Below are 24,828 nucleotides of genomic sequence, written 5' to 3'. Positions count from 1 at the left end.
GCTCGATGGACCCGCGGATCGCCGAACCGCTGATGAAGCTCACGTGGACCGACCCGGTCACCGGCGCGCACGGCTACCTGGTCGTGCACAGCCTGGTCTCCGGCGTCGCCACGGGCGGCACGCGGATGCGCGCCGGCTGCACCGTCGACGAGGTCGCCGACCTCGCGCGCGGCATGGCCAACAAGACAGCCGCGTTCAACCTCCCGGTCGGCGGCGCGAAGGGCGGCATCGACTTCGACCCCAAGGACCCGCGCGCGACCGGCGTGCTCACCCGGTTCTGCGAGTTCCTGCGTCCTTGGCTGGACGCCAGCTGGGTGACCGCCGAGGACCTGGGCGTGCCGCAGCACCTCATCGACGAGGTTTTCGCGTCGCTCGGGCTGGAGCAGTCGTACCACGCCGCCATCCGCCGCTCGGCCGATCCGGCGCGCACGCTTCGGCGGGTCCAGGCCGGGCTGAACGCGCCGGTTCCCGGCGGGCAGTTGCTGGGGGACGTGATCGGCGGGTACGGGGTCGCGCAGGCTTGCCTGGGGGCCGCCAACACGTGGGGGTGGGCGGTTCCGGAGACCACCGTCGCCATCCAGGGGATCGGGACGATGGGGGGCGGTGCGGCTTGGTACCTGCACGAGGCGGGGATGAAGGTCGTTGCCGTCGCGGACGCTGCCGGGACGTTGTACGACCCGGAGGGGTTGGACATTCCGGTCTTGCTGGACCTGCGGGACCGGTTCGGGGAGGTCGACCGGGGGCGGTTGCCGGAGGGGGTGCAGTCGTTGCCGCGGGAGGCGGTGGTGGCTGCTGACGCGGATATCTTCGTGCCTGCGGCTATTTCTTACGCGCTGCGGGTGGACAACGAGAATCTCGTCAAGGCCAAGGTGGTGGTGGAGGCTGCGAACGCGGCTACTACTCCGGAGGCTGAGGCTGCGTTGTCGGCTCGTGGGGTGGCGGTGATTCCGGACTTCATCGCCAATGCCGGGGCGGCGGCTTGGGCTTGGTGGTTGTTGCTCGGGGAGGTCGGGGCGGATCCGGCGGATTCGTTCTTGCGGCTGCGGACGGAGATGCAGGCCAAGGTGGCGTTGGTGCTGGCGGAGTGGCATTTGGACCGGGTACCGCCTCGGGTTACTGCTTTGCGGCAGGCGGAAGCTACGCGGGCCGCTCGGGTGGAAGAGTCGCTTGGTTCGGCGGCGCCTGCGTTGATGATTCCCTGAGCGGCTCGTCGCCTGGTGGCGACATTGCGCCGGAGAGGTTGCGTGGGGCACCCCGAAGTTTCATTGTGCTGACGGTTCGGGGGTGCTTGTCAAGGCGGGAAAGATGCCTTGACAAGCACCCGAACCGCAGGGCGGCTTCGTATCGGGGTTGGGGCAGGGGCTGGGTGCCTCGCTCGTTGGGTGGAGCGGCTGCGGGTTGTGTCTGGTGAAGCTGCGCTTCGCCTACTCGGTGGCGGCGAATTTGTCTGTGGCGGCGATTAGTGCGGTTTCCATGGAGGGGACTGCGGTGGTGTGGCCTGCGCCGCTTACCAGGATCAGTTCTGCGTGCGGGATGGCGCGTTCGAGCAGCCAGGGGGTGCCGGTGAGGCTGCTCAGGTCCAGGATTCCTTGCACCAGGACTGTGGGGATTCCGGCCAGTTTTGCCGCGTCGCGGAGGATCGCGCCGTCTTCCCGGAAGCAGCCCTGGGAGAAGTAGTGGGTGACCAGGCGGGCGAAGCACAGGCGGAAGCGGGGGTCATCGAATTTCGGCGAGGGCGGGACGCCGGGTTGCATCGCGGATTCCCAGTCGCACCAACGTTTGGCGGCTGCCTCGTGGACTGCTGGGTCCGGGTCGGTCAGCAGGCGGTAGTAGGCCGCGGCCAGGTCGCCGTCTCGTTCGGATTCCGGTACGCCCTCGCGGAAGCGGGCGTAGGCTTCCGGGAACATTTCTCCCAGGCCGCCGGTCAGCAGGTCGATTTCGCTCTGGCGGTCGGTGGCCAGGCCCATCATGACGATTTCCGTTACGCGTTCAGGATGCTGTTCCGCGTAAGCCAGGCCTAGTACGCAGCCCCAGGAACCGCCGAAGAGCTGCCAGCGTTCGATGCCCAGTTTTTCGCGCAGCAATTCGAAATCGCTGATCAGGTGGGCGGCGGTATTCGCGTTCAGTGCGTCGACGGTGTCGCCCGCGTGCGGGGTGCTGCGGCCGCTGCCGCGTTGGTCCAGCAGGACGATTCGGTAGCGCTCCGGGTCGAAGAACTGGCGCATTCCTTCGCTGCAGCCGGTTCCCGGGCCGCCGTGCAGGACGGCGACCGGTTTGCCGTCCGGGTTGCCGCAGGTTTCCCAGTACACCCGGTGGCCCTCGCCGACGTCGAGCAGGCCGCTGTCGTACGGTTCGATTTCCGGATAGCGCAAGAGCGTTCCCCTAGTTCAGGGTGCGCTCCAGAGCCCGCAGCGCACCGCACAGTTCCGCCGGGCCGGCCGGCCCGATCCGGATTTCCGCGTCCGGCCCGGCCCCGACGGTGTAGCTCAGGTACCGGCCCCAGTCCGTGTCCGCGTAGTGCAGAGGTTCTTCCAGCCGGACGTACCGGCCGACGTCGTCGCGTCGTCCCGCGTACAGCTCTCCGCTTCCGTGCACCGGACGCTGCACCAGGGTTAGCACGTCCGACAACACCGGGTCCAACGGATAAGCGTCCTCGCCGCGGCGCGCGGCTTCGGTCAGGTCCGCGACGCGCACGCTGCGCACGTATCCGCCGCCCGGGCCGACCGCGGGAAGCTGCTCGACGAGAGTTTCCAGCACGCGTTCGCGGTCGATTTCCTGGACGCCGACCTGTTCGCCGTCCGACACCGCCAGCACCGCCTGCATTCCGCTGGCCGCGGCGAGCACGCCGTAGGTACGGTCGCCGGTCGCGACCCAGCCGTAGTACTCGATGACCGGGCGCACGAGCAGCGGCAGCCAGTCCAGGAAGTCCGCTGTGGCCCGCCCGCGCGAATCGACCAGGCCGGCCAGCGCCAGCGCGTCGTCCACCCGCTTCGCGGCTTCGTCGCGCTCGGTTTCCGACAGCCACGCCGGGTCTGGCCGCAGCGTCACGTGCAGCCGGCCCATCTGCTCGCGTTCGGCCAATGCCGCGAGCGCTTCGACCGGGACGTCCACTCGTCCCGCCGGATCGGCCACCGGGCTACTCCTCCTCGTCGCCGAGAACCGGCAGGGTCGCCGAACCGTCCACCCCGAACGCGCCCTCCGGATCGGGCTCAAGCAGGTATTCCGGTCGCCAATGCAGTCCGTCGCCCGGGCCGCCCTGCGCGGCGGGGGCGCCGCCGACCGCGGGGCCCGAGCCGCGCTGGGACGGTTCGCTGACCGGAGCGGGCAGCACCGCGGCTCCCGGGCCGTTCCGGTCGTGGCTCGCGGCGGCCTGCGTCGTCGAGTTGTCCGACGTGGTCCGGCGGATCGGGGCGCCGTCCGGAAGGATCGGGCCGAATTGCTTCGGCAGCGCGCGTTTCGTGTTCGCGGTGACGCCGTGGTACTGCTCCATCACCCGGACGTTGTTCTCGTTCGCGCTGTGGAACCGGTCGATGCTGTCCTGAAAGGACACTGGCGCGGCCGACGCGGGCAGCACCGCCTGCAGCGGACCGGCCCACGGCTGCGGCCGCTCCGGCCGGGGCGGCACGTCGACGACCGCGTGCCGCGAGCTTTCGAAGCTGCTGGCCTGGGTGTCCATCGACGCGCTGGTCAGATCGAGCGGGTCGGCGGACTCCCGGAACCCGGCCTCGACCGGTCCCGCGCCCGCCTTCGCGGCGTCGGCGGAATCGCCGGTCCACGAGCGCAGCATGCGCTCCTGCAGGTCCTTCACGCTCTGTGCGCGCTCCAGGTAGGCCGCCGAAAGCTGCTGGACCTTCGCCGCGGCCGCGCGCAACCCGGACGTGTCGCCGCCGCGGAAGTTGTCGAAGATCTGCTTGCCGTCCACCTGGTTCCCTTCGTGCGCGCCCGGGCCGTCCGCTTACCGGCCGCGGCTGAGGTCGGCGCCGGCCTGGTCCGCCTCGGCGGTCCGGTCCCGCGCGGCGCGCAGCTTGTCGAGGTATCCGGCGGCGTACCGGCGCAGCGCCTCGTTCTGGTCGCGCAGCGTGCGCAGGGAATCCGCGCCGGCGGCGGCGTACTCGACGCTCGCCGGGTCGGCGCCGGGGGCGGCGAAGACCTCGAGGACCTCGTCGATCGCGCGGCCGTCGGCGGCGATCTTGCCCAGCTGGTCCTCCCACAGCCGGATGACCGCGGTCAGCTCCGCCGCGTCCATGGCGAACGCGCCCCGCGCACGGCCCGACTCGCCGATGACCAAGGCCGCTCCCTCTCCGGTGCTCACGTGGTGCTGTGCACAGCGTAGTCACCCGGCCCGGTCGTGTCAGCCGAGGACGCGCCGGTGCGACGCGCGCCTCCGTTCCGCCGTCACGTCACAGTACGTACGTACGGATTGCGAGAACCCGGTCCTCGATGTCAGGATTTCAGGATGCCACGGGTCAGCCAGGATCACCTCGACGCACGCCGCCGGCAGATCCTCGACGGCTCGCGCGTGTGTTTCGCACGCTACGGCTACGAGGGCGCCACGGTCCGCCGCCTCGAAGAAGCGACCGGACTGTCGCGCGGGGCCATCTTCCACCACTTCCGCGACAAGGAATCGCTCTTCCTCGCCCTCGCCGAGGACGACGCGGTGCGGATGGCCGACGTCGTCGCCGAACAGGGCCTGGTCCAGGTCATGCGCGACCTGCTGGCCGGCAACAGCGAGCATCCGGCGGACTGGCTCGGCACCCGGCTGGAGGTGTCTCGGCGGCTGCGCACCGACCCGGAGTTCCGCGGCCGGTGGGCGGAGCGCTCGCAGCAGCTGACCGAGGCCACCCGCGACCGCCTCGAATGGCAGCGCAAGGCGGGCAACCTGCGCGACGACGTCGACGTCAGCGTGCTGACCGCGTTCCTGGAACTCGTCCTGGAAGGACTCGTGTCGCACCTCGCGATGGGCCTTCCCGGCGACGATCTCGGCCCGGTGCTCGACCTGGTCGAGGAGACCGTGCGGCGGCACCGGCCGGGCGCGCGCGGCTAGCTTCCCGGCCGGCCGCGCCGAACCGCCACAGTGGACGGACCCGCGCGGGCACACCCGGCAAGCCGAACACCGCTGGCCGGGCTGGGGCCGGAGGAAAAAGCGGACCCGGGTTCGCGTCCTTTCGCGGCACGGCTGCCCGGACCCGGTACGATTGTCGGCATCGTCGCAGTACAAACCAGTTGTCGAGGAGTGACTTCCATCCGTGCGCGCCGCGCCATCGCCCGGTGACAGTACCGGGCCGGGTCCCGCCCGACCCGGCTTCCCGCCCGCCGTCCGTTCCGCCGTCCCGGACGGTGCGCTGTGATCCACGTCCTGCTTTCCGTGCTCGGCGTGCTGCTCTTCCTGCTTCTCACGATCGGCACCGGACTCGCCGTGGCCGCCGAGTTCTCGCTGACCGCGCTCGAGCGCAGCACGGTCGACGCGGACGTCCGCCAGGTCGGTGACAAGCGCTCGCGCACGGTGCAGAAGGCGCACCGCACGCTGAGCTTCCAGCTCTCCGGCGCGCAGGTGGCGATCACGCTCACCACGCTGATCACCGGTTTCCTGGCCGAACCGCTCATCGGCGACCTGGTCCGCCCGCTGCTCGGCGCGACCGGCCTGCCCGCTTCCGCGGCCACCGGGGTTTCGGTCGCGGTCGCGCTGGTGCTGGCCACGTTCCTGTCGATGATCCTCGGCGAGATGGTGCCGAAGAACATCGCGATCGCGCGGCCGCTGCCGACCGCGCGCGCGGTTTCCGGCTACCACGCCCGGTTCTCCGCGCTGTTCCGCTGGCTCATCACGCTGATGAACAACAGCGCCAACTTCCTCGTCCGCAAGTTCGGCATCGAACCGCAGGAGGAGCTCCGGTCCGCGCGGTCGCCGCAGGAGCTGGGCTCGATCGTCCGCTCCAGCGCGGAAAGCGGGAAGCTCGACACGTCCACCGCGGAGCTGCTGGACCGGTCGCTGCGCTTCGGCGACCGCACCGCGGACGAGCTGATGACCCCGCGCGTGCAGGTGGAATCGCTGACCGTGGACGACACGATCGACGACCTCATCGACATCTCCCGGCGCACCGGGTTCTCGCGGTTCCCGGTCTACACCGAGGATCTCGACGACGTGCAGGGCGCGGTGCACGTCAAGCAGGCGTTCGCCGTCCCGGCCGCGGACCGCGCGACCACGCGGATCCGCTCGGCGATGCGCCCGGTGCCGACGGTGCCGGAATCGCTGCCCGGCGACGATCTGCTGAACCGGCTGCGCGATTCGCGCTACCAGCTCGCGATCGTGGTGGACGAGTACGGCGGCACCGCCGGGCTGGTCACGCTGGAGGACGTGGTCGAGGAGATCATCGGCGACGTCCGCGACGAGCACGACGACCGCGAGGCCCCGGCCGCGCAGCAGCTCGGCGCGGACCGCTGGCTCGTGTCCGGGCAGCTGCGCGCGGACGAGGTCCGCGACATCACCGGCTTCCGGATGCCCGAGGGCGACTACGAAACGATCGCCGGGCTGATCCTGGAGCGGCTCGGCGCCATCCCGGCCGAGGGCGACGCCGTCGAGGTCGACGGCTGGCGGCTCGCGGTCACCAGCATGGACCGGCACCGCGTCGCCGAGGTCCAGGTGCGTCCGGCCGAACGCGAGGTGACCGCGTGAGCGACTGGCTGAACATCGCCCTCGTCGTGGTCCTGCTGCTGGCCAACGCGTTCTTCGTGGGCGCGGAATTCACCCTGATCTCCTCGCGCCGCGACCGGCTGGAAGCGTTGCTGGAGCAGGGAAAGACCCGCGCGCAGATCGTCATCAACGCGAGCAAGCACGTTTCGCAGATGCTCGCCGGGGCCCAGCTCGGGATCACCATCTGCTCGCTGCTGCTCGGCCGTCTCGGCGAGCCCGCGGTCGCACACCGGCTGTCCGGGTTCTTCGACCTGCTCGGCCTGCCCGACCAGCTGCTGCACCCGATCTCGTTCGCCCTCGCGCTCGCGTTCATCACCATGCTGCACGTGCTGATCGGCGAGATGGTGCCGAAGAACCTCGCGATCGCCGAACCGGAGCGGCTGGCGTTGTGGCTCGTGCCGGTGCACGTGGCGTGGGTGAAGGTGGCGAACCCGGTCATCGCCTTCCTCAACTTCGTCGCGAACTCCTTGCTGCGCCTGATGAAGGTGGAGCCGAAGGACGAACTCGAGACCGCGTACAGCTCCGACGAACTCGCCGAACTGCTCAGCGAATCGCGCCAGGAAGGGCTGCTCGACCAGTCCGAGCACCAGCGGCTTTCGCAGACGCTGTCGTCGGTCGCCAAGACCGTCGCGGACGTGCTGGTGCCCACCTCGGAACTCACGACGCTCCCCTGCGGGCCGACGCTCGGCGACGTCGAACGCGCGGTGTCCACCACGGGGTTCTCGCGGTTCCCGGTGTGCACGGACGACGGCTCGCTCACCGGCTACATCCACGTGAAGGACGTGCTGGACCTCGTCGGCCAGGACCCCGGCACGGTGATCCCGGACGACAAGACGCGGCCGCTCACCGAACTGCGGTCGGACGCGCGGCTCGACGTCGCGCTTTCGGCCATGCGCAAGGAAGGCAGCCACCTCGCGCGGGCGCTCGACGCGTCCGGCGCGGCCGTCGGCGTGGTGGCGCTGGAAGACCTCGTCGAGGAATACGTGGGGACCGTGCGAGACGGCACCCACGTGGCGGCATGAGCGCAGCTTGCCGGCGAATCATCGGCGCTCATGCCGCCGCCTCCCGGATGACCAGCGTGAAACTCGTCATGGAGGCGGCGGCATGAGCATGGTCGTGCTCGCCGAGGAGGACTGGCAGGCCCGGGAGCGCGCGCACGCCGAGCGGATGCGCGCGTGGACCGGGCCGCACCAGGAACGCCGGGCGCGGGGCGAGAAACATCCCGTGCTGGATTTCCTGTTCACCTACTACTCGCACCGGCCGGGACACCTCGAACGCTGGCAGCCCGGTCCGGGCGTCGTGCTCGCGGGCGCGTCCGCGCGGCGGTTCCTCGAGCGTCCGGCCTACGTCGAGACCGAGGCCGGGGTGATGCTCGACCCGGCGGCGTTCACCGGCCGCCGGGCGCGCACCGCCGAGTTCGTGCTGAAGCTGCTCTCGGCGACGGCGTCCCGGGCGCCGCGGCTGAGCTGCTTCGGGCTTCACGAATGGGCCATGGTCTACCGCGAGCCCGCGGACTCGGTGCGGCACGCGCAGGTCCCGCTGCGGCTCGGGTCGGCCGGGACCGACGAGGTCGTGGAGTCGATGGACATCCGGTGCGGGCACTACGACGCGTTCCGGTTCTTCACCGCTCCGGCGCGGCCGCGGAACACGCTCGCGCCGACCCGGGAAGCGCAGGTCGCGCTGGAGCAGCCGGGCTGCCTGCACGCGAACATGGACCTGTTCAAATGGGCTTACAAGCTCGATCCGTTCGTGCCCGCCGAGCTGGTCGGCGACTGTTTCGCGCTCGCCGCGGACGTCCGCGAACTGGACATGCGGGCCAGCCCGTACGATCTAGCGGACTACGGCTACCGGCCGGTGCCGATCGAGACCGCCGAGGGGCGGGCCTCCTACGCCCGCGCCCAGGCCGGATTCGCCGAGCGGGCCGCGCCGCTGCGGGCCCGCCTCATCGGCCTCTGCCGAGGGCTGCTCGCGGACCCGGCCCGGCCGCCGGACCCCGTGCCGGAGTCGCCCGGCCGCGGAGCCGACAACTCTGCGTAACGGTATTCACTGCAGGTCGCTGGCCTGATAGAGTGATAACGGTTCGATTGCATAACTGAGCGTGTTGTGCAGGTCACGAAAGGACAACGATGGGGCGTCACAGCCTGCCCGAGGAGCCGGTGCCGCACCCTCTCGATCCGCCGAAGCGGCCGGCCGGCCGCAGCGAGACGACCGGGTCGCACCGGATCGTCGCCAAGAAGGCGCCTCGCCGGCGGATCGCGAAGTGGCCTCTCGTGGCCCTCGGGCTCGTAGTGCTGGCCACGCTCGGCGTGGTCGGCTGGAACTGGGCCGACAGCGTGCTCAACAACCGCGCCGAGGCGCAGGCCGCGAGCTGCAACGGCGGCCGCACCGACGTCCGGATCGTGGTGACCCCGCAGATCGCCAAGCCGGTCGAGGCCGCGGCGGCGCGCTGGAACCAGGACCTGACGCAGGTGCACGGCAGCTGCGTGCACGTGGCCGTGCAGAGCAAGCCCGCCTCCGACGTGCTGAACGCGCTCACCGGCAAGTCCTCGCTCGACACGATCGGCGGCCTGCCCGACGGCTGGATCCCGGAATCGTCGTACTGGGTCGCGCAGCTCTCGAAGGCCAAGCCGGACGTCATCGGCTCCCCCGCGATGCCGATCGGCTCCGGGCCGCCCGCCGACTACCCGTTCGTCGGCCTGGCCGGACAGTCGATCGACGAGGTCCAGCAGCGCGGCACGCAGAGCTTCCGGGCGTTCCTGAAGGAACCGGCCCAGCTGGCCGACTTCGCGGCGGCGGGCATTCGCGCTTCCTGACCGCCGACCACGCCAGCACCGCCTCCGTCCGCGCCTGGGCTGGGGCGGTGTCGCGCATCCGGGACAGACCGGCTGACCGGGCCGGGCGCGCCGCCTGACCGCGCCTGGGCCGAGCGGACCGCCTCGTGAGTGCAGACGCCGGTTCTAACCGGCGCCAATACTCACGAGCAGCCAGCTGCGCCACAGCGCCGCCGTCAGCGCGGGCCTGAGCGGCTGGGGCGTCTCACGAGTCGAGTTCGGCCAGCGCCAGCAGGTCGTCCTCGGCCAGTTCGAAGTCGAACACGTCCGCGTTCTCCCGGATCCGCGACGGGGTCGCCGACTTCGGGATCGCGATGATGCCCAGCTGCAGGTGCCAGCGCAGGACCAGCTGGGCGGGCGTCTTCCCGTACTTCGCCGCCAGCGCCGTGATCACCCGGTCGTTCAGGTGCCTGCCGCGGGCCAGCGGGCTCCACGCCTCGGTCGCGATGCCGTGCTCGGCGTGGAACGCGCGCAGCGGGGCCTGCTGCTGCCACGGGTGCAGTTCGACCTGGTTGACGACCGGCACGACGTCGGTCTCGTCGAGCAGGCGGCGCAGGTGGTCGATGCCGAAGTTCGAAACGCCGATCGCCCGGACGCGGCCCTCGTTGAGCAGCAGTTCCAGGGCGCGCCAGGTCTCGACGTAGCGGTCCAGCTCCGGTTTCGGCCAGTGGATCAGGTACAGATCGACCGGGCCCAGGCCGAGGGCCTCGGCGCTGCGGTCGAACGCGCGCAGGGTGTTGTCGTAGCCGTGGTCGGTGTTCCAGACTTTGGTGGTCACGAAGACGTCCTCGCGCGGCAGCCCGGACTCCCGCACCGCAGCGCCGACCTCGGCCTCGTTGCCGTACATGGCGGCGGTGTCGATGCTGCGGTACCCGGCTTCGAACGCCGTCGCGACGACCTTCGCGACCTGGTCGGGCCGGACCTGGTACATGCCGAGTCCGAGCTGCGGAATGGCGACTGAGTTGTTCAGCGTGAGCAGGGGCGGCACAGCCATGCGGCGATCCTCACTGCGGTGTTCTCGGGAACGGGTCTCCTGGGGAACACCGCAGATCTTGCCACTCCCGGGCCGCCGCTGCGTTCACACCCCGCCGCAGTCCGCCGCCGGATGTCCGTGAAGGGCTCCTTGAGGGAATCTGATTCCCTCAAGGAGCCCTTCACGGACCCGGACCGCTGCGGTCACCCGGGCGGCCCGTTCGGCCACCGCGTCCGCACCAACCGCGAATCCGTTTCGCGCTTCGACCGCGACGCCTGCCGTCCGCGCCGACGAACCGGCCATCTCCGCGGCGGCGGAGACGTCCACCAGTGCCGCGGAGTCCACAGTGGACAGCAGCCGCTCCGCCACCCGGACCACCTCCCCCGCCGCGGCGACCACGTCCGCGGCGGGCTGGGCCCGGTCGGGCACGTCGTGCGTGACGGCGTGGGCGTCGATCTCCGCCAGCCGCAACGCGTGCCGCGTCAGGTGGTCCGCTTCGGCGTCGCCGCCGGCGGCCCGGCTCAGCAGCGCCGCCGCCTGCGCGAGGGCGAGAGCCGCGACCGTCGCCCCGGCCGGAGCCGGGACCGCGGGCCGGGCGAGGGTGTTCAGGAAGTCGCTCACGATCTGGTCCCGCATGGCGGGTCTCCCCTCCTGCTCAGCGCCGGATGCGCTCCATCCCGGGATCGACCAGCGGTTCCGCGGCCACGGTCGCGGCGACTCGCCGTCCGAAGTACTCGATCTCCACCTGGTCGCCGATCTCCACTGTGCCCGGCAACCAGGCATAGGCGATGGGACGGCCGATTGTGTAGCCATAGGCCGCGCTCGTCACGTAACCCGCAGCGGCACCGTCCACGAACACCGGTTCCTTGCCCAGCACCACCGTCCGGCCGTCGTCCACGGTGAGGCAGCGCAGCCGCCGCGCCGCGGTCTCTTCGCTGCGGCCCTCGATGGCGGCCCGGCCGACGAACTCGCCCTTCGCCGGGCGCACCGCGAAGCCGACTCCGGCCTCGTACGGGTCGTGCTCGGTGGTCATGTCGGTGCCCCACAGCCGATAGCCCTTCTCCAGCCGGAGGCTGTTGAACGCGCCGCGCCCGGCCGCGATGACGCCCAGCGACTGCCCGGCGCGCCACAGCGCGTCCCACAGGCGCTGGCCGTTGTCCGCGGAGGTGTAGATCTCCCAGCCGAGTTCGCCCACATAGGACAGTCGCAGGATCGTCACCGGCACCCCGGCGATCCGGGCGCGGCGGCCGCGGAAGTACTTGAGCCCGGTGTGCGAAAGGTCTTCCGCCGACAGCGGTTGCACCAGGTCGCGGGCGAGCGGGCCCCACACGCCGATGCAGCAGGTGCCGCCGGTGGTGTCCACGACCCGGACGCCTTCCGGTGCCCGGCTGCGCAGGTACGCGACGTCGATGTTGCCGTTGATCCCGACCTGGAACAGCTCCGGTTCCAGCCGTGCCACAGTGATGTCGCTGCGCACGCCGCCCGCGTCGTCGAGCATGAGCGTGTAGGTCACCGAACCGACCGACTTCGCCAGCTGGTTCGTCGTGAGCCCCTGCAGGAATTCGAGCGAACCGGGTCCGCTGACCTCGACGCGCTTGAGCGGGGTCATGTCGTACATCGCGACGCGGTTCCGGGTGTGCCAGGCCTCGGCCGCCACGATCGGCGAGTGGAACTGCCCGGCCCAGGCGTCGCGCGCGGGCGGGAGGAAGTCGTGCGGCAGGTCTTTCAGCAGGGACGCGTTGGCCTCGAACCAGTGCGGCCGTTCCCAGCCGCCCGCCTCCAGGAACACCGCGCCCAGCTCGCGCTGCCGGGCGTGGAACGGGCTGACCCGCAGGTCGCGCGGGGAAAGCCGGGGCTGCAGCGGGTGCAGCACGTCGTAGATCTCGACGAAGTTCTGCTGCGCGGTCTCCCGGATGTACTCGGGGGCGAGCTGGACGTCCTCGAACCGGTGCACGTCCAGCTCGTGCAGATCGGTCTCGGAGCGTCCGTCCACAATGGACTCCGCGACCGCCTTCGCGATGCCCGCGGAATGCGTGACCCAGATCGCCTCGGCGATCCAGAATCCGCGCACTTCGCTCGATTCGCCGACCAGCGAACCTCCGTCGGGAGTGAAGGAGAAGATGCCGTTGAAGCCCTCCTCCGCCTTGGTCTGGCCCAGCGCGGGCAGCAGGAGCTTGCTTTCCTCCCACGACGGCGCGAATTCGTCCTCGGTGAACGGCAGCATCGACGGCATCGCGGACGCGGTCACCTCGCCGGGTTCGGCGAACTTGTCCACCGGCATCGGGCGATGCGCGTACGAGCCGATGCCCAGCCGGTCGCCGTGTTGGCGGAAGTACAGGTCCTGGTCCTGGTGACGCAGGATCGGCAGTGCCGGACGCACCGGATCGGCTCCGGCCAGTTCGGCGAGCTGGCCAGTCTTCGCGTATTGGTGCGCGAGCGGCAGCAGCGGCACGGTCATGCCGACCATCTCGCCGATCTCGCGGCCCCAGAATCCGGCGCAGGACACCACGACGTCCGCCGGGAGCACGTCGTCGGCCGTCTGGACGCCGGTGACCCGGCCGTGCGCCTGCTCGATGCCGGTCACCCGGGTCGAGCCGACGAACCGGGCGCCGCGCGAGGAGGCCCGTTTGATCAGCTCGTCCACCGCGCGCGAGGCGACCGCGAGACCGTCACTCGGGACATACAGCGCACCGTAGATCTGGTTCTGGTCGAGCAGCGGCCAGCGCCGGGCGCATTCGTCCGGGTCGATCAGCCGCGCCTCGACGCCCCACGAGGTCGCCCAGCCGTGCTTGCGTTTCAGGTCCTCCCAGCGCGCCGCGGTGGTGGCCGCCTCCATGCCGCCGACCTGCTCGAAACAGCCGAGGTCGAGGAGCTTCGCGACGGTGTAGCCGGCGAATTCGGTCATCGCCTTGGACGGGTTGGTCTGGAACACCAGTCCCGGCGCGTGCGACGTCGAACCGCCGGTGAGCGGAAGCGGGCCCTGGTCGAGCACGGTGACGTCGGTCCAGCCGCGCAGCGTCAGCTCGTCGGCGAGGTTCGCGCCCACGATTCCGGCGCCGATGATCACGACACGGGTCATGAGAACTCCCTGGGATAGGTCAGCGGAAGACGACGGTGCGGTTGCCGTTCAGAAGCACGCGCCGCTCGCAATGCCAGCGCACCGCGCGGGAAAGCGCGAGGGCTTCGGCGTCGCGGCCGACGGTCGCGAGCGCGCGCGGCGAGTGCGAATGGTCGACCCGCTGCACCTCTTGTTCGATGATCGGGCCCTCGTCGAGCTCGGGGGTCACGTAGTGCGCGGTCGCGCCGACGTACTTGACGCCGCGGTCGTAGGCCTGCGCGTACGGTTTCGCGCCCTTGAACCCGGGCAGGAACGAGTGGTGGATGTTGATCGCGCGGCCCTGCAGTTTCTGGCACAGCTCGTCCGAGAGGACCTGCATGTAGCGGGCCAGCACGACGAGGTCGATGTCGTGTTCCCGCACCAGGTCCAGCAGCCGCTGTTCGGCTTCCGGTTTGCTCGCCGGGGTCACCGGGATGTGCACGAACGGCAGCCCGGCGGCTTCGGCCATCGGGCGCAGGTCCTCGTGGTTGGACGCGACGAGGGCGATTTCCGCGCCCAGCGCGCCTGCCCGCCAGCGGAAGAGGAGGTCGTTGAGGCAGTGCCCGGCCTTGGACACCATCACCAGCAGCCGGTCCGGGGTGCGGTCGGAGAACCGGTACCGCATCGCGTAATCCCGGGCGACCAGATCGAACTCGCGGGTGAGATCGTCCACAGTGGCCGGTCCGGCGCAGGTGAATTCGGTGCGCAGGAACAGTTCCCCGTGCACGTCGTCGTCGAACTGCTGGTGCTCGACGATGTCGCAGCCGTTGCTCACGAGGAACGTCGTCACGGCGTGCACGATCCCGGAGCGCTCGGGGCAGTGCAGGGTCAAGGTGAACTGGGTCAAGACTCCTCCTCTCGGTACTCCAGCGCCGCGTCGGCGAGCCAGGCGGCGAAATAGGGGGCGAACGACTGGCGCACGAGCACGGTGAACTCGCCCGCTTCCCGCACCAGCAGGACGATTCCGGTGCGGGCGTACAGCGTCTGGACGCAGGTGCCCGGCGGCGCGGCCGTGGGATGGAGGTCGATCGCGCAGCCGTGCGCCAGGACGTCGCGAGCCGCCGGTCCGGCCAGTCGCACCGTGGTGCGCTGCGCGGACACGTCGGTCACCGCACCGACGGCGATCGCTTCCCGCAGCGCTTCCTCGGTGCCTCCGGGAGCACCGAGCACGAGGTACTCGTCGGGGCCGAGCCACAGGACGTCGCCGATGCCGGTGGTGAACCGGCACGCGTCCGGCAACGCGGTGCCGAGCACGGCTGCCGCGGCGTCGTGGCCTTCGCGGATGCGGACGTTGAGCTGCGAGACGAACGGGCGTTCCTCGGCGAGCACGGCTGGCGCACAGCCAGCGAGCAGGCCCGCGTGCTCCGCGAGCGGAGACAGGGTCTTAGCCGTCACGGCGGGTCCCCTCCTTGTCGTAGAGCACGGATTCGGTGACCGTCACCGGCACCACCTCGTCGCCGACCGGGACGTACAGCGTCTCGCCGATCCGTTCCCGGCCGGAGCGGACGAGGGCGAGCGCGAAGGTGCGGTCCAGCGCGGCGCTCGGGTAACTGGAGGTGACGTGGCCGAGCATGCGCACCGGCGGGCGCGGGACGTGCGCGGTCTCGATGATCTGCGCGCCTTCCGGCAGCAGCACGGTGGGATCGACCGGCAGCAGGCCGACGAACTGTTTCCGGTCCGGGCGCAGGTTTTCCGCCCGCGAGAAGGACCGTTTGCCGAGGAAGTCGGCCTTCTTCTTGGACACCGCCCAGCTCATGCCGAGGTCCTGCGGGGTGACCGTGCCGTCGGTGTCCTGGCCGATGATCGGGTAGCCCTTCTCCGCGCGCAGGACGTGCATGGTTTCGGTGCCGTACGGCGTGATTCCCTTCTCCGCCAAGGCTTCCCAGAGCGCGAGGCCGTACCAGGAAGGCACGTTGATCTCGTACGCCAGTTCGCCGGAGAAGCTGATCCGGCACACCCGCGCGGCGATCCCGGCCACCTCGGCGTCGCGCCAGGTCATGAAGCCGAAGGCCTCGTTGCTGACCTCCAGCCCGGGCGCGAGCCCGGCCAGGAGCTCGCGGGAACGCGGGCCGACGAGTGCGACGGTGGCCCAGTGTTCGGTGACCGAGGTGGCGAACACGCGCAGGTGCGGCCATTCGGTCTGCAGCCACTCTTCCATCCAGTCCAGCACCATCGCGGCGTTGCCGGTGGTCGTGGTGACGAGGAAGCGGTCCTCGGCCACGCGGATGACGGTGCCGTCGTCGATCACCATGCCGTCGACGCCGCACATCACGCCGTACCGGATCCGGCCGACCTTGAGCGTGCTCATCAGGTTCGTGTAGAGCAGGTCCAGGAACTGGGCGGCGTCGGGGCCCTGCACGTCGATCTTGCCGAGGGTGGAACCGTCCATCATGGCCACGTCGGTGCGGGCGGCAATGCACTCGCGCCGGACCGCGGCAGGCAGGTCCTCCCCCGGCCGCGGGTAGTACCACGGGCGCTTCCACTGGCCGACGTTCTCGAACTCCGCGCCGTGTCCGACGTGCCAGGAATGCAGCGCGGTGACGCGGACCGGGTCGTGCAGTTCGCCGCGGTTCCGTCCGGCCAGCGCGGCGAAGGCGACCGGCGTGTACGGCGGGCGGTAGGTGGTCGGGCGGCGGTCCGCGAGGTCGACGCCGAGAGCTTCGGCGGTGATCCCGGCGGCGAGCATGCCCGAGGTTTTGCCCTGGTCGTGCGCGGTGCCGATAGTGGTGTAGCGCTTGACGTGCTCCAGCGAGGTGAGGCCCGCTCCGGTCGCCCGGAGGACGTCGGAGACGGTGGCGTCGCGCTGCAGGTCGACGAACCGGGTGTCCACTTCGGACTCCGGACCGGGGATCTGCCATTCGACGGCCGGGGGCAGTTCGCGCGGCGGCGCGTCGGAGACTGGGAGCGGGAGGTCTGCCGGTGCTTCGGCCAGGGCCTTCGCCGCCGCGGCATGGCCTTCTCGCACGCAACCGGCGAAGTCGAAGGTGCCGTTCGCGCTGCCCGCCACCCTCGCGGTCGGAAGATCACCGTCGGGCAGATACGCGCCGAGCGCGGGTTCGTAGCGCAGGGCACCGCGTTGCTGGCTGAACAGGTGCACCGCCGGTGTCCAGCCTCCCGAAACGAGAAGGGTGTCGCACGGGATCAGCTCCCCGCCGACACGCGCGCCGGTGATGCGTTCGGTTCCTTCCGTGCCAGTGACCGCCGCGCCGGTGCGGATTTCGATGTCTCGTTCCGCACACGCCGCGGCCCAGTTTGCCGGGGCGGCCGGGCGAACGTCGACCACCAGCGGGATTGCCACGCCCGCGTCGGCGAGGTCGATCGCCGTGGCGTAGGCGGAATCGTCCATGGTGAACACCACCGCGCGGCGGCCGGGCACGACGCCGTACCGGTGCAGGTACGTCCGCGCGGCGCTGGCGAGGAGGATGCCGGGACGGTCGTTGTCCGGGAACACGATCGGACGCTCGTGCGCGCCGGTCGCGAGGACGGTCTGCTGCGCGCGGATCCGCCACACGCGCTGCCGGGCCGCGCCGGAGGTCCGGTGTTGCACGGCCAGGACGAAACCGTCGTCGTAGGCGCCGAAAGCGGTGGTCCGGTCGAGTACTTCCACGTCCGGCGTCGCGCGGAGTTCGTCGGCGATCGCGCGGGCCCATTCGACGGCGGGCTTGAGGTCGACGTACTCGTTCGAGCCGAGCAGCGAACCGCCGGGTTCCGGCTGGTCGTCCACCAGCACGACGCGTACTCCGGCGCGGGCCGCCGTGCGAGCCGCGACCAGACCGGCCGGACCCGCGCCGACCACCAGGACATCGCAGTGCAGGTGCTTCGCGTCGTACCGCGCCGGGTCCGGTTCGGCGGCCAACCGGCCCTGGCCGGAGAGGCTGCGCGCGACCAGGCCGTCGTACAGCTCGACGGTGGTGGCGGTCTGCATCGGTTCGGGGAACGGCTTTTCCAGCTGCACCACCGCGTTCGGCTCTTCGACGCCCGCCGCCATGATGCCGCGCGGACGGCCGAGCTTGACGCTCCGCGCCACCTGGTGGACGCCGTTGGCGAGGAGGGCGGACGCGAGCGTGTCGCCGGGGTGTCCACTCAGGACCCGGCCGTCGAAGGTGAACTGGAGCAGGGTGTCGCGGTCGACGTGGCCGCCGCTGGGGAGGCGGAAGGTCATGGGATCACCGGCCGGGGTTCGTCGAGGCGGTAGACCGCCGCGAGTTCGTGGGTGCGGGTGTCGCGGACGGCGTTGAACCAGCGGCGGCAGCCCGCGCTGTGCGTCCAGCGTTCGGCGAGCGGGCCGCTCGGGTTGGCGCGGAAGAAGACGTACTTCGCCCATTCCTCGTCCGACAGCGCCGCCGGGTCCTGCGGGTACGCGACGTGGGCTTGGCCGCCGTAGTGGAATTCGGTCTCCTCGCGGGGACCGCACCAGGGGCAGGGAATCAGCTGCACAAGGGCTCCTAATGCGCGACGGCGGCGGCGCCGTGCTCGTCGACGAGCGCGCCGGTGGTGAACCGGTCGAGGGTGAAGGGTTCGACGTACGGATGCGGTTTGCCCTTCGCGACGGTGTGCGCGAAGCAGTCGCCGACGCCCGGCGTGGCCTTGAATCCGCCGGTCCCCCAGCCGCAGTTGAGGAACAGGTTCTCCACCGGCGTCAGCCCGACGATCGGCGACGCGTCCGGGGTCACGTCGACGATGCCCGCCCAGGTCCGCAGCAGATGCGCCCGCGCGAACACCGGGAACAGCTCCAGCGCGGCGGCCATCTGGTCCTCGATGATGTGGAACGCGCCGCGCTGGCCGTAGCCGGCGTAGGAGTCGATGCCCGCGCCCATCACGAGTTCTCCCTTGTGCGCCTGGGAAACGTAGACGTGCACGGCGTTCGACATCACCACCGTCGGGTGCACCGGTTCGAGCAGTTCCGACACCAGCGCCTGCAGCGGATGCGACACGAGCGGCAGGTCGATCCCGGCCATCTTCGCCAGCACCGAACTGTGCCCGGCGGCGCACAGCGCGACCTTCCCGGCGGCGATCCGGCCCCGGCTGGTTTCCACCGCGACCACCTTGCCGTCGCGCGTTTCCAGGCCGGTCACCGCGCAGTTCTGGATGAGATCGACGCCCATCGCGGCGGCCGCGCGGGCGAAACCCCAAGCCACGTAATCGTGTTTGGCGATCCCGGCGCGCGGCTGGTAGGTCGCGCCGAGCACCGGGTACCGGACGTCGGGCGAGGTGTTGACGATCGGGCAGAGTTCCTTGACCCCGTCCGCGTCGACCCATTCCGCGTCGATCCCGTTGAGCCGGTTGGCGTTCACGCGGCGCACGCTGTCGCGGACGTCCTGCAGGCTGTGCGCGAGGTTCAGCACGCCGCGCTGGCTGAACAGGATCGGGTAGCCGAGGTCTTCTTCGAGGCCTTCCCACAGCTTCAGCGAGTGCTCGTAGATGCCGGAGCTTTCGTCCCACAGGTAGTTGGACCGGATGATCGTCGTGTTGCGGGCCATGTTCCCGCCGGCGAGCCAGCCCTTCTCCAGGACCGCGACGTTCGTGATGCCGTGCACCTTGGCGAGGTAGTAGGCGGTCGCGAGGCCGTGCCCGCCGCCGCCCACCACGACGACGTCGTACGCCCGCCGCGGTTCCGGGTCCCGCCACAGGAAATCCGGGTGGTCCGGCAGGTCCGCGCCCGGCGGACGAGGCTGGTCGGTCGTGGTCATTCCGGCTGGCCTCCCGTATCGGACAACTGGTCGACTACTGATATATCAATCTTCGCTGTAGAGTAGGCCGGGTGAGCACCCCGGTCAACCACGTCATCCCGGCCGCCGCCCCGTCGCTGGCCGAACGCGCCTACGAGTTCCTGCGCGACCGTCTCGTCATGCTCGACATCAAGCCGGGCGACCCGATCAACGAGGAATGGGCGGGAAGCGTGCTCGGCATGGGCCGCACGCCGATCCGCGAAGCGCTGAAGCGGCTGGAAACCGAACGCCTGGTGGTCGCGTACCCGCGCCGCGGCACGTTCGCCACGGACGTCAACATCTCCGACCTCGCGCACATCTCCGAGGTCCGGCGCACCCTCGAGCCGACGGCCGCCGCGTCCGCCGCCACGCGCGCGACCGACGAGGACCGCGCCCGGCTCGTCGAACTGCGCGACCAGCTGGATTCGGCTACCCCGAGGGAAAACGCCGAACTCCTGCGCACCGACCTGGAACTGCACCGCGCGATCTACCGCTGCGTGCACAATCCGTTCTTCGAGGACACGCTGATCCATTACGACAACCTCGCCACCCGGATCTGGTGCGTGTTCCTCCCCCGGCTGCGCGGCATGGCCGGGCACGTGGACGAGCATTCGCCGCTGCTGACCGCGATCGCCGAGGGCGACGCGAAGAAGGCCTCGGCGCTGACGCTCGACCACGTGACCGGTTTCGAGGAGGCGATCCGGGCGCTGATCTAGTCCCCGGCCTTCGCGCGCACCCAGGCGTGGAACTCACCGATGTGGTGCTCGCTCGGCACCAGCACGCCGCCGCGGGCGTACGCGCGGGATCCCATGGCCTGCTGACACCGTTCGCAGGCCTCGAAATCCTGCTGGTTCACCCGGTGGAACAGTTCGACCGAACGGTCCAGGTCCGCGCCGGACTCCACGACCTCCGGCAGGTACAGCCAGTCGCAGCGAACGAGGGTGCGGTCCGGGGCGAGCGGGAACATCCGGTGCACGATCACGTGGTCGGGCACCAGGTTCACGAACACCTGCGGCCGGATCGTGATCGCGTAGTACCGGCGGTCCTGGTGCTCGCCGACACCCGGCAGCCGCTGCAGGCCGTCACCACCGTCCACAGTGAACCCGGTGACGTCCGCGCCGAATTCCGCGCCGTGGCCGACGAAATACTGCGCGGCGTAGCCGTCGGCGAACTCCGGGAGCACCTCGGTGAGTTCCGGATGGATCGTCGCGCAGTGGTAGCACTCCATGAAGTTCTCGATGATCTGCTTCCAGTTCGCGCGCACGTCGTACTCGATGCGCCGGCCCAGTGCGAGATTCTCGATGCCGTAGGCCTCGATTTCGCCGGGACCGCCGAGCCGCTCGCTCACGTCGGCCATCACCGTGTCCGCAAAGGACGGTGCCTCCTCGGCGAGGCAAACCCAGGCGTAGCCGAGCCATTCGCGCAGATGCACACCCGTCAGGCCGTACTCGACGCGGTCGACGTCCGGCATGCCGGTCAGATTCGGGGCCGCGACGAGCTTTCCGTCCAGGCCGTAGGTCCAGGCGTGGTACATGCACTGGAAAGCGCGCTTCACCGTTCCTTTCTCGTCGGTGCACAGCCGCGCGCCGCGGTGCCGGCACACGTTCAGGAACGCGCGCAAAGCCCCGTCGCGGCCGCGCGCGATCAGCACGCTTTCGCGGCCGATCTGCACGGTCTCGAACGAGCCGGGGGACGGCAGGTCGGCACTGCGCACCGCGCAGAACCACCCCGCTTCGAAGATCCGCTCCTGCTCCCGGGCGAAGATCGCCGGGTCGGTGTAGTGCGGCCCGGGCAGGGTCGGCAGCAGGCTCTGCGGGAGGTCGACAGCGGTCACCGGCAGGGCTCCTCTCGAACACAGTCGAAGTTGCGTATTACGCGTCTTGTTGCCCTCTCCGGAACAAGATGAGGCCCAGCCGGGGCGCTGTCAAGCACCGCCGGAGGTGCCGCACCCGTTCGCCGGAACCGCCTTCGACCACGGCTTTCACCCGGAACGGCGCTCCGGAAACTCCACCCCCGGAACCTCTTGACGGCACCCCTTCCGCGCACTCAGACTCTGTTGCGTATCACGTTGGGTGTTCCTCAATACGCAACAGACCCCCAGCTTCGGAGGAATCAATGCTGCGCGCGTGCACTGTGGACGAGCTGCCCCCGGGCGAGTCCGTCCGGATCGCGGGGCCGGAGCCCATCGCCGTCTTCAACGCCGACGGCGAGCTGTACGCGATCGGGGACACCTGCACCCACCAGGACGCGTCGCTGGCCGGTGGCTGGCTCGAAGGCTGCTTCGTGGAGTGCCCGCTGCACGCGGCGCTCTTCGACCTGCGCACCGGCATGCCGTCCTGCCTGCCCGCCAAGCAGCCGGTGCGCACGTACCAGGTGCAGGTCGAAGAGGGCGTGATCTACGTGCTCGCCGACGCCGCCGAGGACGCTGCGTGAAAACGGTCGCGATCGTCGGCGCTTCGCTCGCCGGCGCCCGCGCCGCGCAGGAGCTGCGCGCCCAGGGGTTCGACGGTCGCGTGGTGCTCATCGGCGAAGAGCCGCATCTCCCCTACGACCGGCCGCCGCTGTCGAAGGCCTTCCTGGCCGGGACCGCGGCGCGCGAGTCGCTGGACCTGCTCGACGCCGACGATCTCGCCTCGCTGGAGGTGCGGCTGGGCACTAGGGCGGAGCGTCTCGACCCGGCGACCGGCCGCCTCGTCCTGTCCGACGGCGAACTGGAAGCGGACGGTGTCGTCCTCGCGACCGGTGGCCGCGCTCGGGCCTTGCCGGGAACGGAAGCTGTTGCCGGAGTTCATGTGCTGCGCACCCTGGACGACGCACTCGCACTGCGCGAGGAGCTGGTTCCCGGGGCGCGCGTGGTGATCGTCGGGGGCGGGTTCATCGGGGCCGAGGTGGCCTCGACCTGCCAGGGCCTGGGCCTGGACGTCACGGTGCTGGAGGCGTTGCCGACGCCCATGGCGCGCGTGCTGGGTCCCGAACTCGGGTCGATCTGTGCGCGCCTGCACGGCCGGAACGGCGTCACCCTGCGCTGCGGCGCTTCGGTGGCCGGGCTGACCGCGGTCTCCGGCCGCGTCACCGGGGTGCAGCTGGAAACCGGCGAGAATCTGCCCGCTGACGTGGTGGTCGCCGGGATCGGCATGGTCCCGGCGGTCGAGTGGCTCGACGGGTCCGGGCTGGCGATCGGCAACGGCGTGCGCACCGACTCCGGTCTCGTCACTTCGCTGGCGAACGTGGTCGCCGCGGGCGACGTCGCGGCGTACGGACCGGCGGGCATCCGGCACGAGCACTGGACGAACGCCACCGAACAGGCGTCGGTCGCGGTCGCGAATCTGCTGGCCGGGCAGGTGGTCCGGGAGTACCAGCCGAGCGGTTACGTCTGGTCCGATCAGTACTCCGGGACGCTCCAGCTCGCCGGGCATCCCGCGCCGGACGACGAGGTGCGCTACGCCGAGGGCGGTCCGGACGACGACTCGTTCCTCGCCACGTATCACCGGGACGGCCGGACCGTGGCGGTGTTCGGGCTCAACAACCCGCGGGGATTCGGCCGCCTGCGCCGGCAAGCGCTGCGGCGGCCGATGCCCGTCGGGTGATTACCGCACGACCTGCACCACGTCGCCCGGCTGCAGGGTGTTGAAGAACGCCACCGCGTCGGCGTGCGACAGGTGGACACAGCCGTGCGACTGGACCTTCAGGCTGCCCTGGTGGAACGCCACGCCGGTGTTGGTGAAGAACACCGAGTACGGCATCGGTCCGTTGAACTGCTTGCTGTAGTGGTGAAGATCCTTGTACTGCACCCGGAACGTGCCGACCGGGGTCGGGTACTGGGGCTTGCCGACCGTGACGGGCACGCCGCCCCGGGTGACCTTGCCGTTGTCCATCAGCCACGCGGTGTTGGCCGAGAGCTTCAGGCACGCTTTCGCCTGCGGCCCGCACGGCGGTCCTGCCGCCTCCGCGGTCGCCGCGAATCCGATAGTTCCCGCCATCGCCGCGACACTGGCCAGTATTGCCGTGAGTTTCCGGTTCATCCTGTGCCTCCCCGAGATGGTCGTACTTTGGATCTTTCCCAGAGAGGGGACTCTTAAACCAAAAGTGCGCCCATGTGGGTGAGCTTTAACGAGTGCGCCACGCCAGCGGAGACGTCGCCAGCGCCGCATCGGCGACGCGCCGCGCGGTGTTGGTGAAGAGCCCAGCCTGCGCCGATGCGAGCCATTCGTCCACTGTGGAGACTCCGGTCGCGCGGTATTCGAGAGCCTGGAAAAGCATTTCGAGTTTGTCGGCGTCCTTCGCGCAACGCGCTTCGGGCGACTCGCGAGTTTCGTACTCGTCTACCGCTGACTGCACGGTTTCTGCCGACGCACGCGGCAGGCTCGCGGTCTGGTCCGCGGTGATCGCCCGAGGTTCCGGCTTCGTCAGGTAGGGCGCGGCCGTGTGCGGAAGGTCGCCGGTCCGGGTCTCCTGGGTGTCGTGCCACAGCGCGAGAAACGCCGCGCGCTCCGGGTTCGCGCCTTCCTCCGCGGCGAGCAGCGCGGCCAGCTGCGCCGCGCGGAGGCTGTGCTCGGCCACCGATTCCGGGTCGCGGACCCCCGCCTGCCACCAGCCCGCGCGGCGGACCCGTTTGAGCACTCCCAGCTCGAACCCGAACGCGGCCAGGCCGTCCATGGCGCTCTCCCCTTTTCCGGTGGCGATTCCGCTGCTGGAGCCTACGGGGCATGGCATGCTGCGCGGACATCCGCTTCTTCCCCGGGAGGCCTCGCGTGAGCACTGTGCTGGTCGAGCACGACGGTCCGGTCACCACCATCGGCATCAACCGGCCGGAGCGCCGCAACGCCGTCGACCGCGCGACCGCCGAGGCGCTGGCCGACGCCTTCCGGGAATTCGACGCCTCGGACGCCTCGGTCGCGGTGCTCTACGGGGTCGGCGGGACGTTCTGCGCGGGCGCGGACCTCAAGGCGGTGAGCGAAGGCCGCGGCAACCGCACCGAGCCGGACGGCGACGGCCCGATGGGGCCGACGCGGCTGCGGTTGCGCAAGCCGGTGCTCGCGGCGGTGTCCGGCCACGCCGTCGCGGGCGGACTGGAGCTGGCGATCTGGGCCGACCTCCGGGTCGTCGAAGAAACGGCGGTGTTCGGCGTGTTCTGCCGGCGCTGGGGCGTCCCGCTGATCGACGGCGGCACGGTCCGGCTGCCGCGGCTGATCGGCCGGAGCCGCGCGCTCGACCTGGTGCTCACCGGGCGTCCGGTCGACGCGGAGGAAGCGCACCGGATCGGTTTGGCGAATCGCGTCGTGCCAGCCGGGCAGGCATTGTCCGCGGCCGTGGCGCTCGCACGGGAAATCGCCGCGTTTCCGCAGACCTGCTTGCGCGAGGACCGGGCCGCATTGCTGGAAAACGAGTCCTTGAGCGAGGAATCCGCATTGGAAAACGAATTCCGGCACGGGATTCAGTCGTTGAACGCGGACACCCTTGCGGGAGCCACGCGATTCGCCGAAGGCGCGGGCAGGCACGGTTCGTTCGAGAACTAGCCGCGCCCGATTACC

At 70.5% G+C, this 24,828-nt stretch carries 25 protein-coding genes; 10 read left to right on the top strand and 15 right to left on the bottom strand.

Annotated features, from left to right (window positions below):
* The first annotated feature begins 5 nt into the window (after window positions 1-5).
* Window positions 6-1,202, top strand: coding sequence for a Glu/Leu/Phe/Val dehydrogenase dimerization domain-containing protein (locus CU254_RS17920; RefSeq protein ID WP_037714034.1), 1,197 nt, complete (start codon window positions 6-8; stop codon window positions 1,200-1,202).
* 222 nt (window positions 1,203-1,424) lie between these two features.
* Here the strand turns inward: CU254_RS17920 and pip are convergent, their stop codons facing one another.
* From pip to CU254_RS17900, 4 genes are read right to left on the bottom strand one after another with little or no spacing between them, the layout of a single operon-like run.
* On the bottom strand, window positions 1,425-2,372 hold the full coding sequence (pip, locus tag CU254_RS17915) for a prolyl aminopeptidase (RefSeq protein ID WP_009078069.1): 948 nt from the start codon (window positions 2,370-2,372) through the stop codon (window positions 1,425-1,427).
* 10 nt (window positions 2,373-2,382) lie between these two features.
* Window positions 2,383-3,111, bottom strand: a complete 729-nt coding sequence (locus CU254_RS17910; protein WP_050788443.1) for an ESX secretion-associated protein EspG — start codon at window positions 3,109-3,111, stop codon at window positions 2,383-2,385.
* A gap of 25 nt (window positions 3,112-3,136) precedes the next feature.
* Complete coding sequence (locus CU254_RS17905) at window positions 3,137-3,922, bottom strand: WXG100 family type VII secretion target (protein ID WP_009078066.1); 786 nt, start codon at window positions 3,920-3,922, stop codon at window positions 3,137-3,139.
* Window positions 3,923-3,955: 33 nt separating this feature from the next.
* Window positions 3,956-4,312, bottom strand: coding sequence for a hypothetical protein (locus CU254_RS17900; protein WP_009078065.1), 357 nt, complete (start codon window positions 4,310-4,312; stop codon window positions 3,956-3,958).
* A 144-nt stretch (window positions 4,313-4,456) separates the two neighbouring features.
* On the opposite strand from CU254_RS17900, the gene CU254_RS17895 reads away from it, so the two are divergent.
* The 5 genes from CU254_RS17895 to CU254_RS17875 all read left to right on the top strand — a co-directional run bounded on the left by CU254_RS17895 (window position 4,457) and on the right by CU254_RS17875 (window position 9,501).
* Window positions 4,457-5,044: a TetR/AcrR family transcriptional regulator gene (locus tag CU254_RS17895; protein ID WP_009078063.1), complete on the top strand. Its 588-nt coding sequence runs from the start codon at window positions 4,457-4,459 to the stop codon at window positions 5,042-5,044.
* A 300-nt stretch (window positions 5,045-5,344) separates the two neighbouring features.
* Window positions 5,345-6,670, top strand: coding sequence for a hemolysin family protein (locus tag CU254_RS17890; protein WP_009078060.1), 1,326 nt, complete (start codon window positions 5,345-5,347; stop codon window positions 6,668-6,670).
* Complete coding sequence (locus CU254_RS17885; protein ID WP_009078058.1) at window positions 6,667-7,710, top strand: hemolysin family protein; 1,044 nt, start codon at window positions 6,667-6,669, stop codon at window positions 7,708-7,710. The genes CU254_RS17890 and CU254_RS17885 overlap by 4 nt, the downstream gene beginning before the upstream one ends.
* 82 nt (window positions 7,711-7,792) lie before the next feature.
* Window positions 7,793-8,725 (top strand): hypothetical protein, encoded by a 933-nt coding sequence (locus CU254_RS17880; protein WP_037714031.1) that lies wholly within the window; start codon window positions 7,793-7,795, stop codon window positions 8,723-8,725.
* An 89-nt stretch (window positions 8,726-8,814) separates the two neighbouring features.
* Window positions 8,815-9,501, top strand: coding sequence for a substrate-binding domain-containing protein (locus tag CU254_RS17875; protein WP_009078054.1), 687 nt, complete (start codon window positions 8,815-8,817; stop codon window positions 9,499-9,501).
* A gap of 223 nt (window positions 9,502-9,724) precedes the next feature.
* Here CU254_RS17875 and CU254_RS17870 read toward each other — a convergent pair whose 3' ends face one another.
* From CU254_RS17870 to CU254_RS17835, 8 genes are all read right to left on the bottom strand, one after another.
* Complete coding sequence (locus CU254_RS17870; protein WP_009078052.1) at window positions 9,725-10,513, bottom strand: aldo/keto reductase; 789 nt, start codon at window positions 10,511-10,513, stop codon at window positions 9,725-9,727.
* An 84-nt stretch (window positions 10,514-10,597) separates the two neighbouring features.
* Window positions 10,598-11,128 (bottom strand): hypothetical protein, encoded by a 531-nt coding sequence (locus CU254_RS17865; RefSeq protein WP_199841143.1) that lies wholly within the window; start codon window positions 11,126-11,128, stop codon window positions 10,598-10,600.
* A 19-nt stretch (window positions 11,129-11,147) separates the two neighbouring features.
* The gene (locus CU254_RS17860; RefSeq protein WP_009078050.1) at window positions 11,148-13,571 is read right to left on the bottom strand and encodes an FAD-dependent oxidoreductase; all 2,424 of its coding nucleotides are present in this window, start codon (window positions 13,569-13,571) and stop codon (window positions 11,148-11,150) included.
* 19 nt (window positions 13,572-13,590) lie between these two features.
* A complete protein-coding gene (gene purU / locus CU254_RS17855) occupies window positions 13,591-14,436 on the bottom strand; it encodes a formyltetrahydrofolate deformylase (RefSeq protein ID WP_009078048.1) in 846 nt (281 codons plus the stop codon).
* Complete coding sequence (locus tag CU254_RS17850; RefSeq protein ID WP_009078046.1) at window positions 14,433-14,984, bottom strand: sarcosine oxidase subunit gamma; 552 nt, start codon at window positions 14,982-14,984, stop codon at window positions 14,433-14,435. Before CU254_RS17850 ends, purU begins: the two co-directional genes overlap by 4 nt.
* Window positions 14,974-17,751, bottom strand: coding sequence for a 2Fe-2S iron-sulfur cluster-binding protein (locus tag CU254_RS17845; RefSeq protein WP_050788213.1), 2,778 nt, complete (start codon window positions 17,749-17,751; stop codon window positions 14,974-14,976). Before CU254_RS17845 ends, CU254_RS17850 begins: the two co-directional genes overlap by 11 nt.
* A complete protein-coding gene (locus CU254_RS17840) occupies window positions 17,748-18,026 on the bottom strand; it encodes a sarcosine oxidase subunit delta (RefSeq protein ID WP_009078042.1) in 279 nt (92 codons plus the stop codon). Before CU254_RS17840 ends, CU254_RS17845 begins: the two co-directional genes overlap by 4 nt.
* 8 nt (window positions 18,027-18,034) lie before the next feature.
* Complete coding sequence (locus CU254_RS17835) at window positions 18,035-19,279, bottom strand: sarcosine oxidase subunit beta family protein (protein ID WP_009078039.1); 1,245 nt, start codon at window positions 19,277-19,279, stop codon at window positions 18,035-18,037.
* A 71-nt stretch (window positions 19,280-19,350) separates the two neighbouring features.
* Here CU254_RS17835 and CU254_RS17830 point away from each other — a divergent pair, with 71 nt between their 5' ends.
* Window positions 19,351-20,013, top strand: a complete 663-nt coding sequence (locus CU254_RS17830) for a GntR family transcriptional regulator (protein ID WP_009078037.1) — start codon at window positions 19,351-19,353, stop codon at window positions 20,011-20,013.
* Here the strand turns inward: CU254_RS17830 and CU254_RS17825 are convergent.
* Window positions 20,010-21,131, bottom strand: a complete 1,122-nt coding sequence (locus tag CU254_RS17825; protein ID WP_037714023.1) for an aromatic ring-hydroxylating dioxygenase subunit alpha — start codon at window positions 21,129-21,131, stop codon at window positions 20,010-20,012. The genes CU254_RS17830 and CU254_RS17825 overlap by 4 nt on opposite strands.
* A gap of 281 nt (window positions 21,132-21,412) precedes the next feature.
* Here CU254_RS17825 and CU254_RS17820 point away from each other — a divergent pair, with 281 nt between their 5' ends.
* Together CU254_RS17820 and CU254_RS17815 are read left to right on the top strand one after the other, a co-directional pair.
* Window positions 21,413-21,730: a bifunctional 3-phenylpropionate/cinnamic acid dioxygenase ferredoxin subunit gene (locus tag CU254_RS17820; RefSeq protein WP_009078034.1), complete on the top strand. Its 318-nt coding sequence runs from the start codon at window positions 21,413-21,415 to the stop codon at window positions 21,728-21,730.
* Window positions 21,727-22,884, top strand: coding sequence for an NAD(P)/FAD-dependent oxidoreductase (locus CU254_RS17815; RefSeq protein WP_009078032.1), 1,158 nt, complete (start codon window positions 21,727-21,729; stop codon window positions 22,882-22,884). The genes CU254_RS17820 and CU254_RS17815 overlap by 4 nt, the downstream gene beginning before the upstream one ends.
* On the opposite strand, the gene CU254_RS17810 is transcribed toward CU254_RS17815, so the two are convergent.
* Together CU254_RS17810 and CU254_RS17805 are read right to left on the bottom strand one after the other, a co-directional pair.
* Window positions 22,885-23,319, bottom strand: a complete 435-nt coding sequence (locus CU254_RS17810) for a L,D-transpeptidase (protein WP_037714021.1) — start codon at window positions 23,317-23,319, stop codon at window positions 22,885-22,887. It abuts the gene before it with no gap.
* A gap of 85 nt (window positions 23,320-23,404) precedes the next feature.
* Window positions 23,405-23,953 (bottom strand): HD family hydrolase, encoded by a 549-nt coding sequence (locus tag CU254_RS17805; RefSeq protein ID WP_037714019.1) that lies wholly within the window; start codon window positions 23,951-23,953, stop codon window positions 23,405-23,407.
* A 95-nt stretch (window positions 23,954-24,048) separates the two neighbouring features.
* On the opposite strand from CU254_RS17805, the gene CU254_RS17800 reads away from it, so the two are divergent.
* Window positions 24,049-24,813, top strand: a complete 765-nt coding sequence (locus CU254_RS17800) for a crotonase/enoyl-CoA hydratase family protein (protein ID WP_009078026.1) — start codon at window positions 24,049-24,051, stop codon at window positions 24,811-24,813.
* The last annotated feature ends 15 nt before the right edge of the window (window positions 24,814-24,828 follow it).

The sequence above is a fragment of the Amycolatopsis sp. AA4 genome (assembly GCF_002796545.1).
Lineage (GTDB): Bacteria > Actinomycetota > Actinomycetes > Mycobacteriales > Pseudonocardiaceae > Amycolatopsis.
This window is presented reverse-complemented; position numbering and strand designations above follow the sequence as displayed.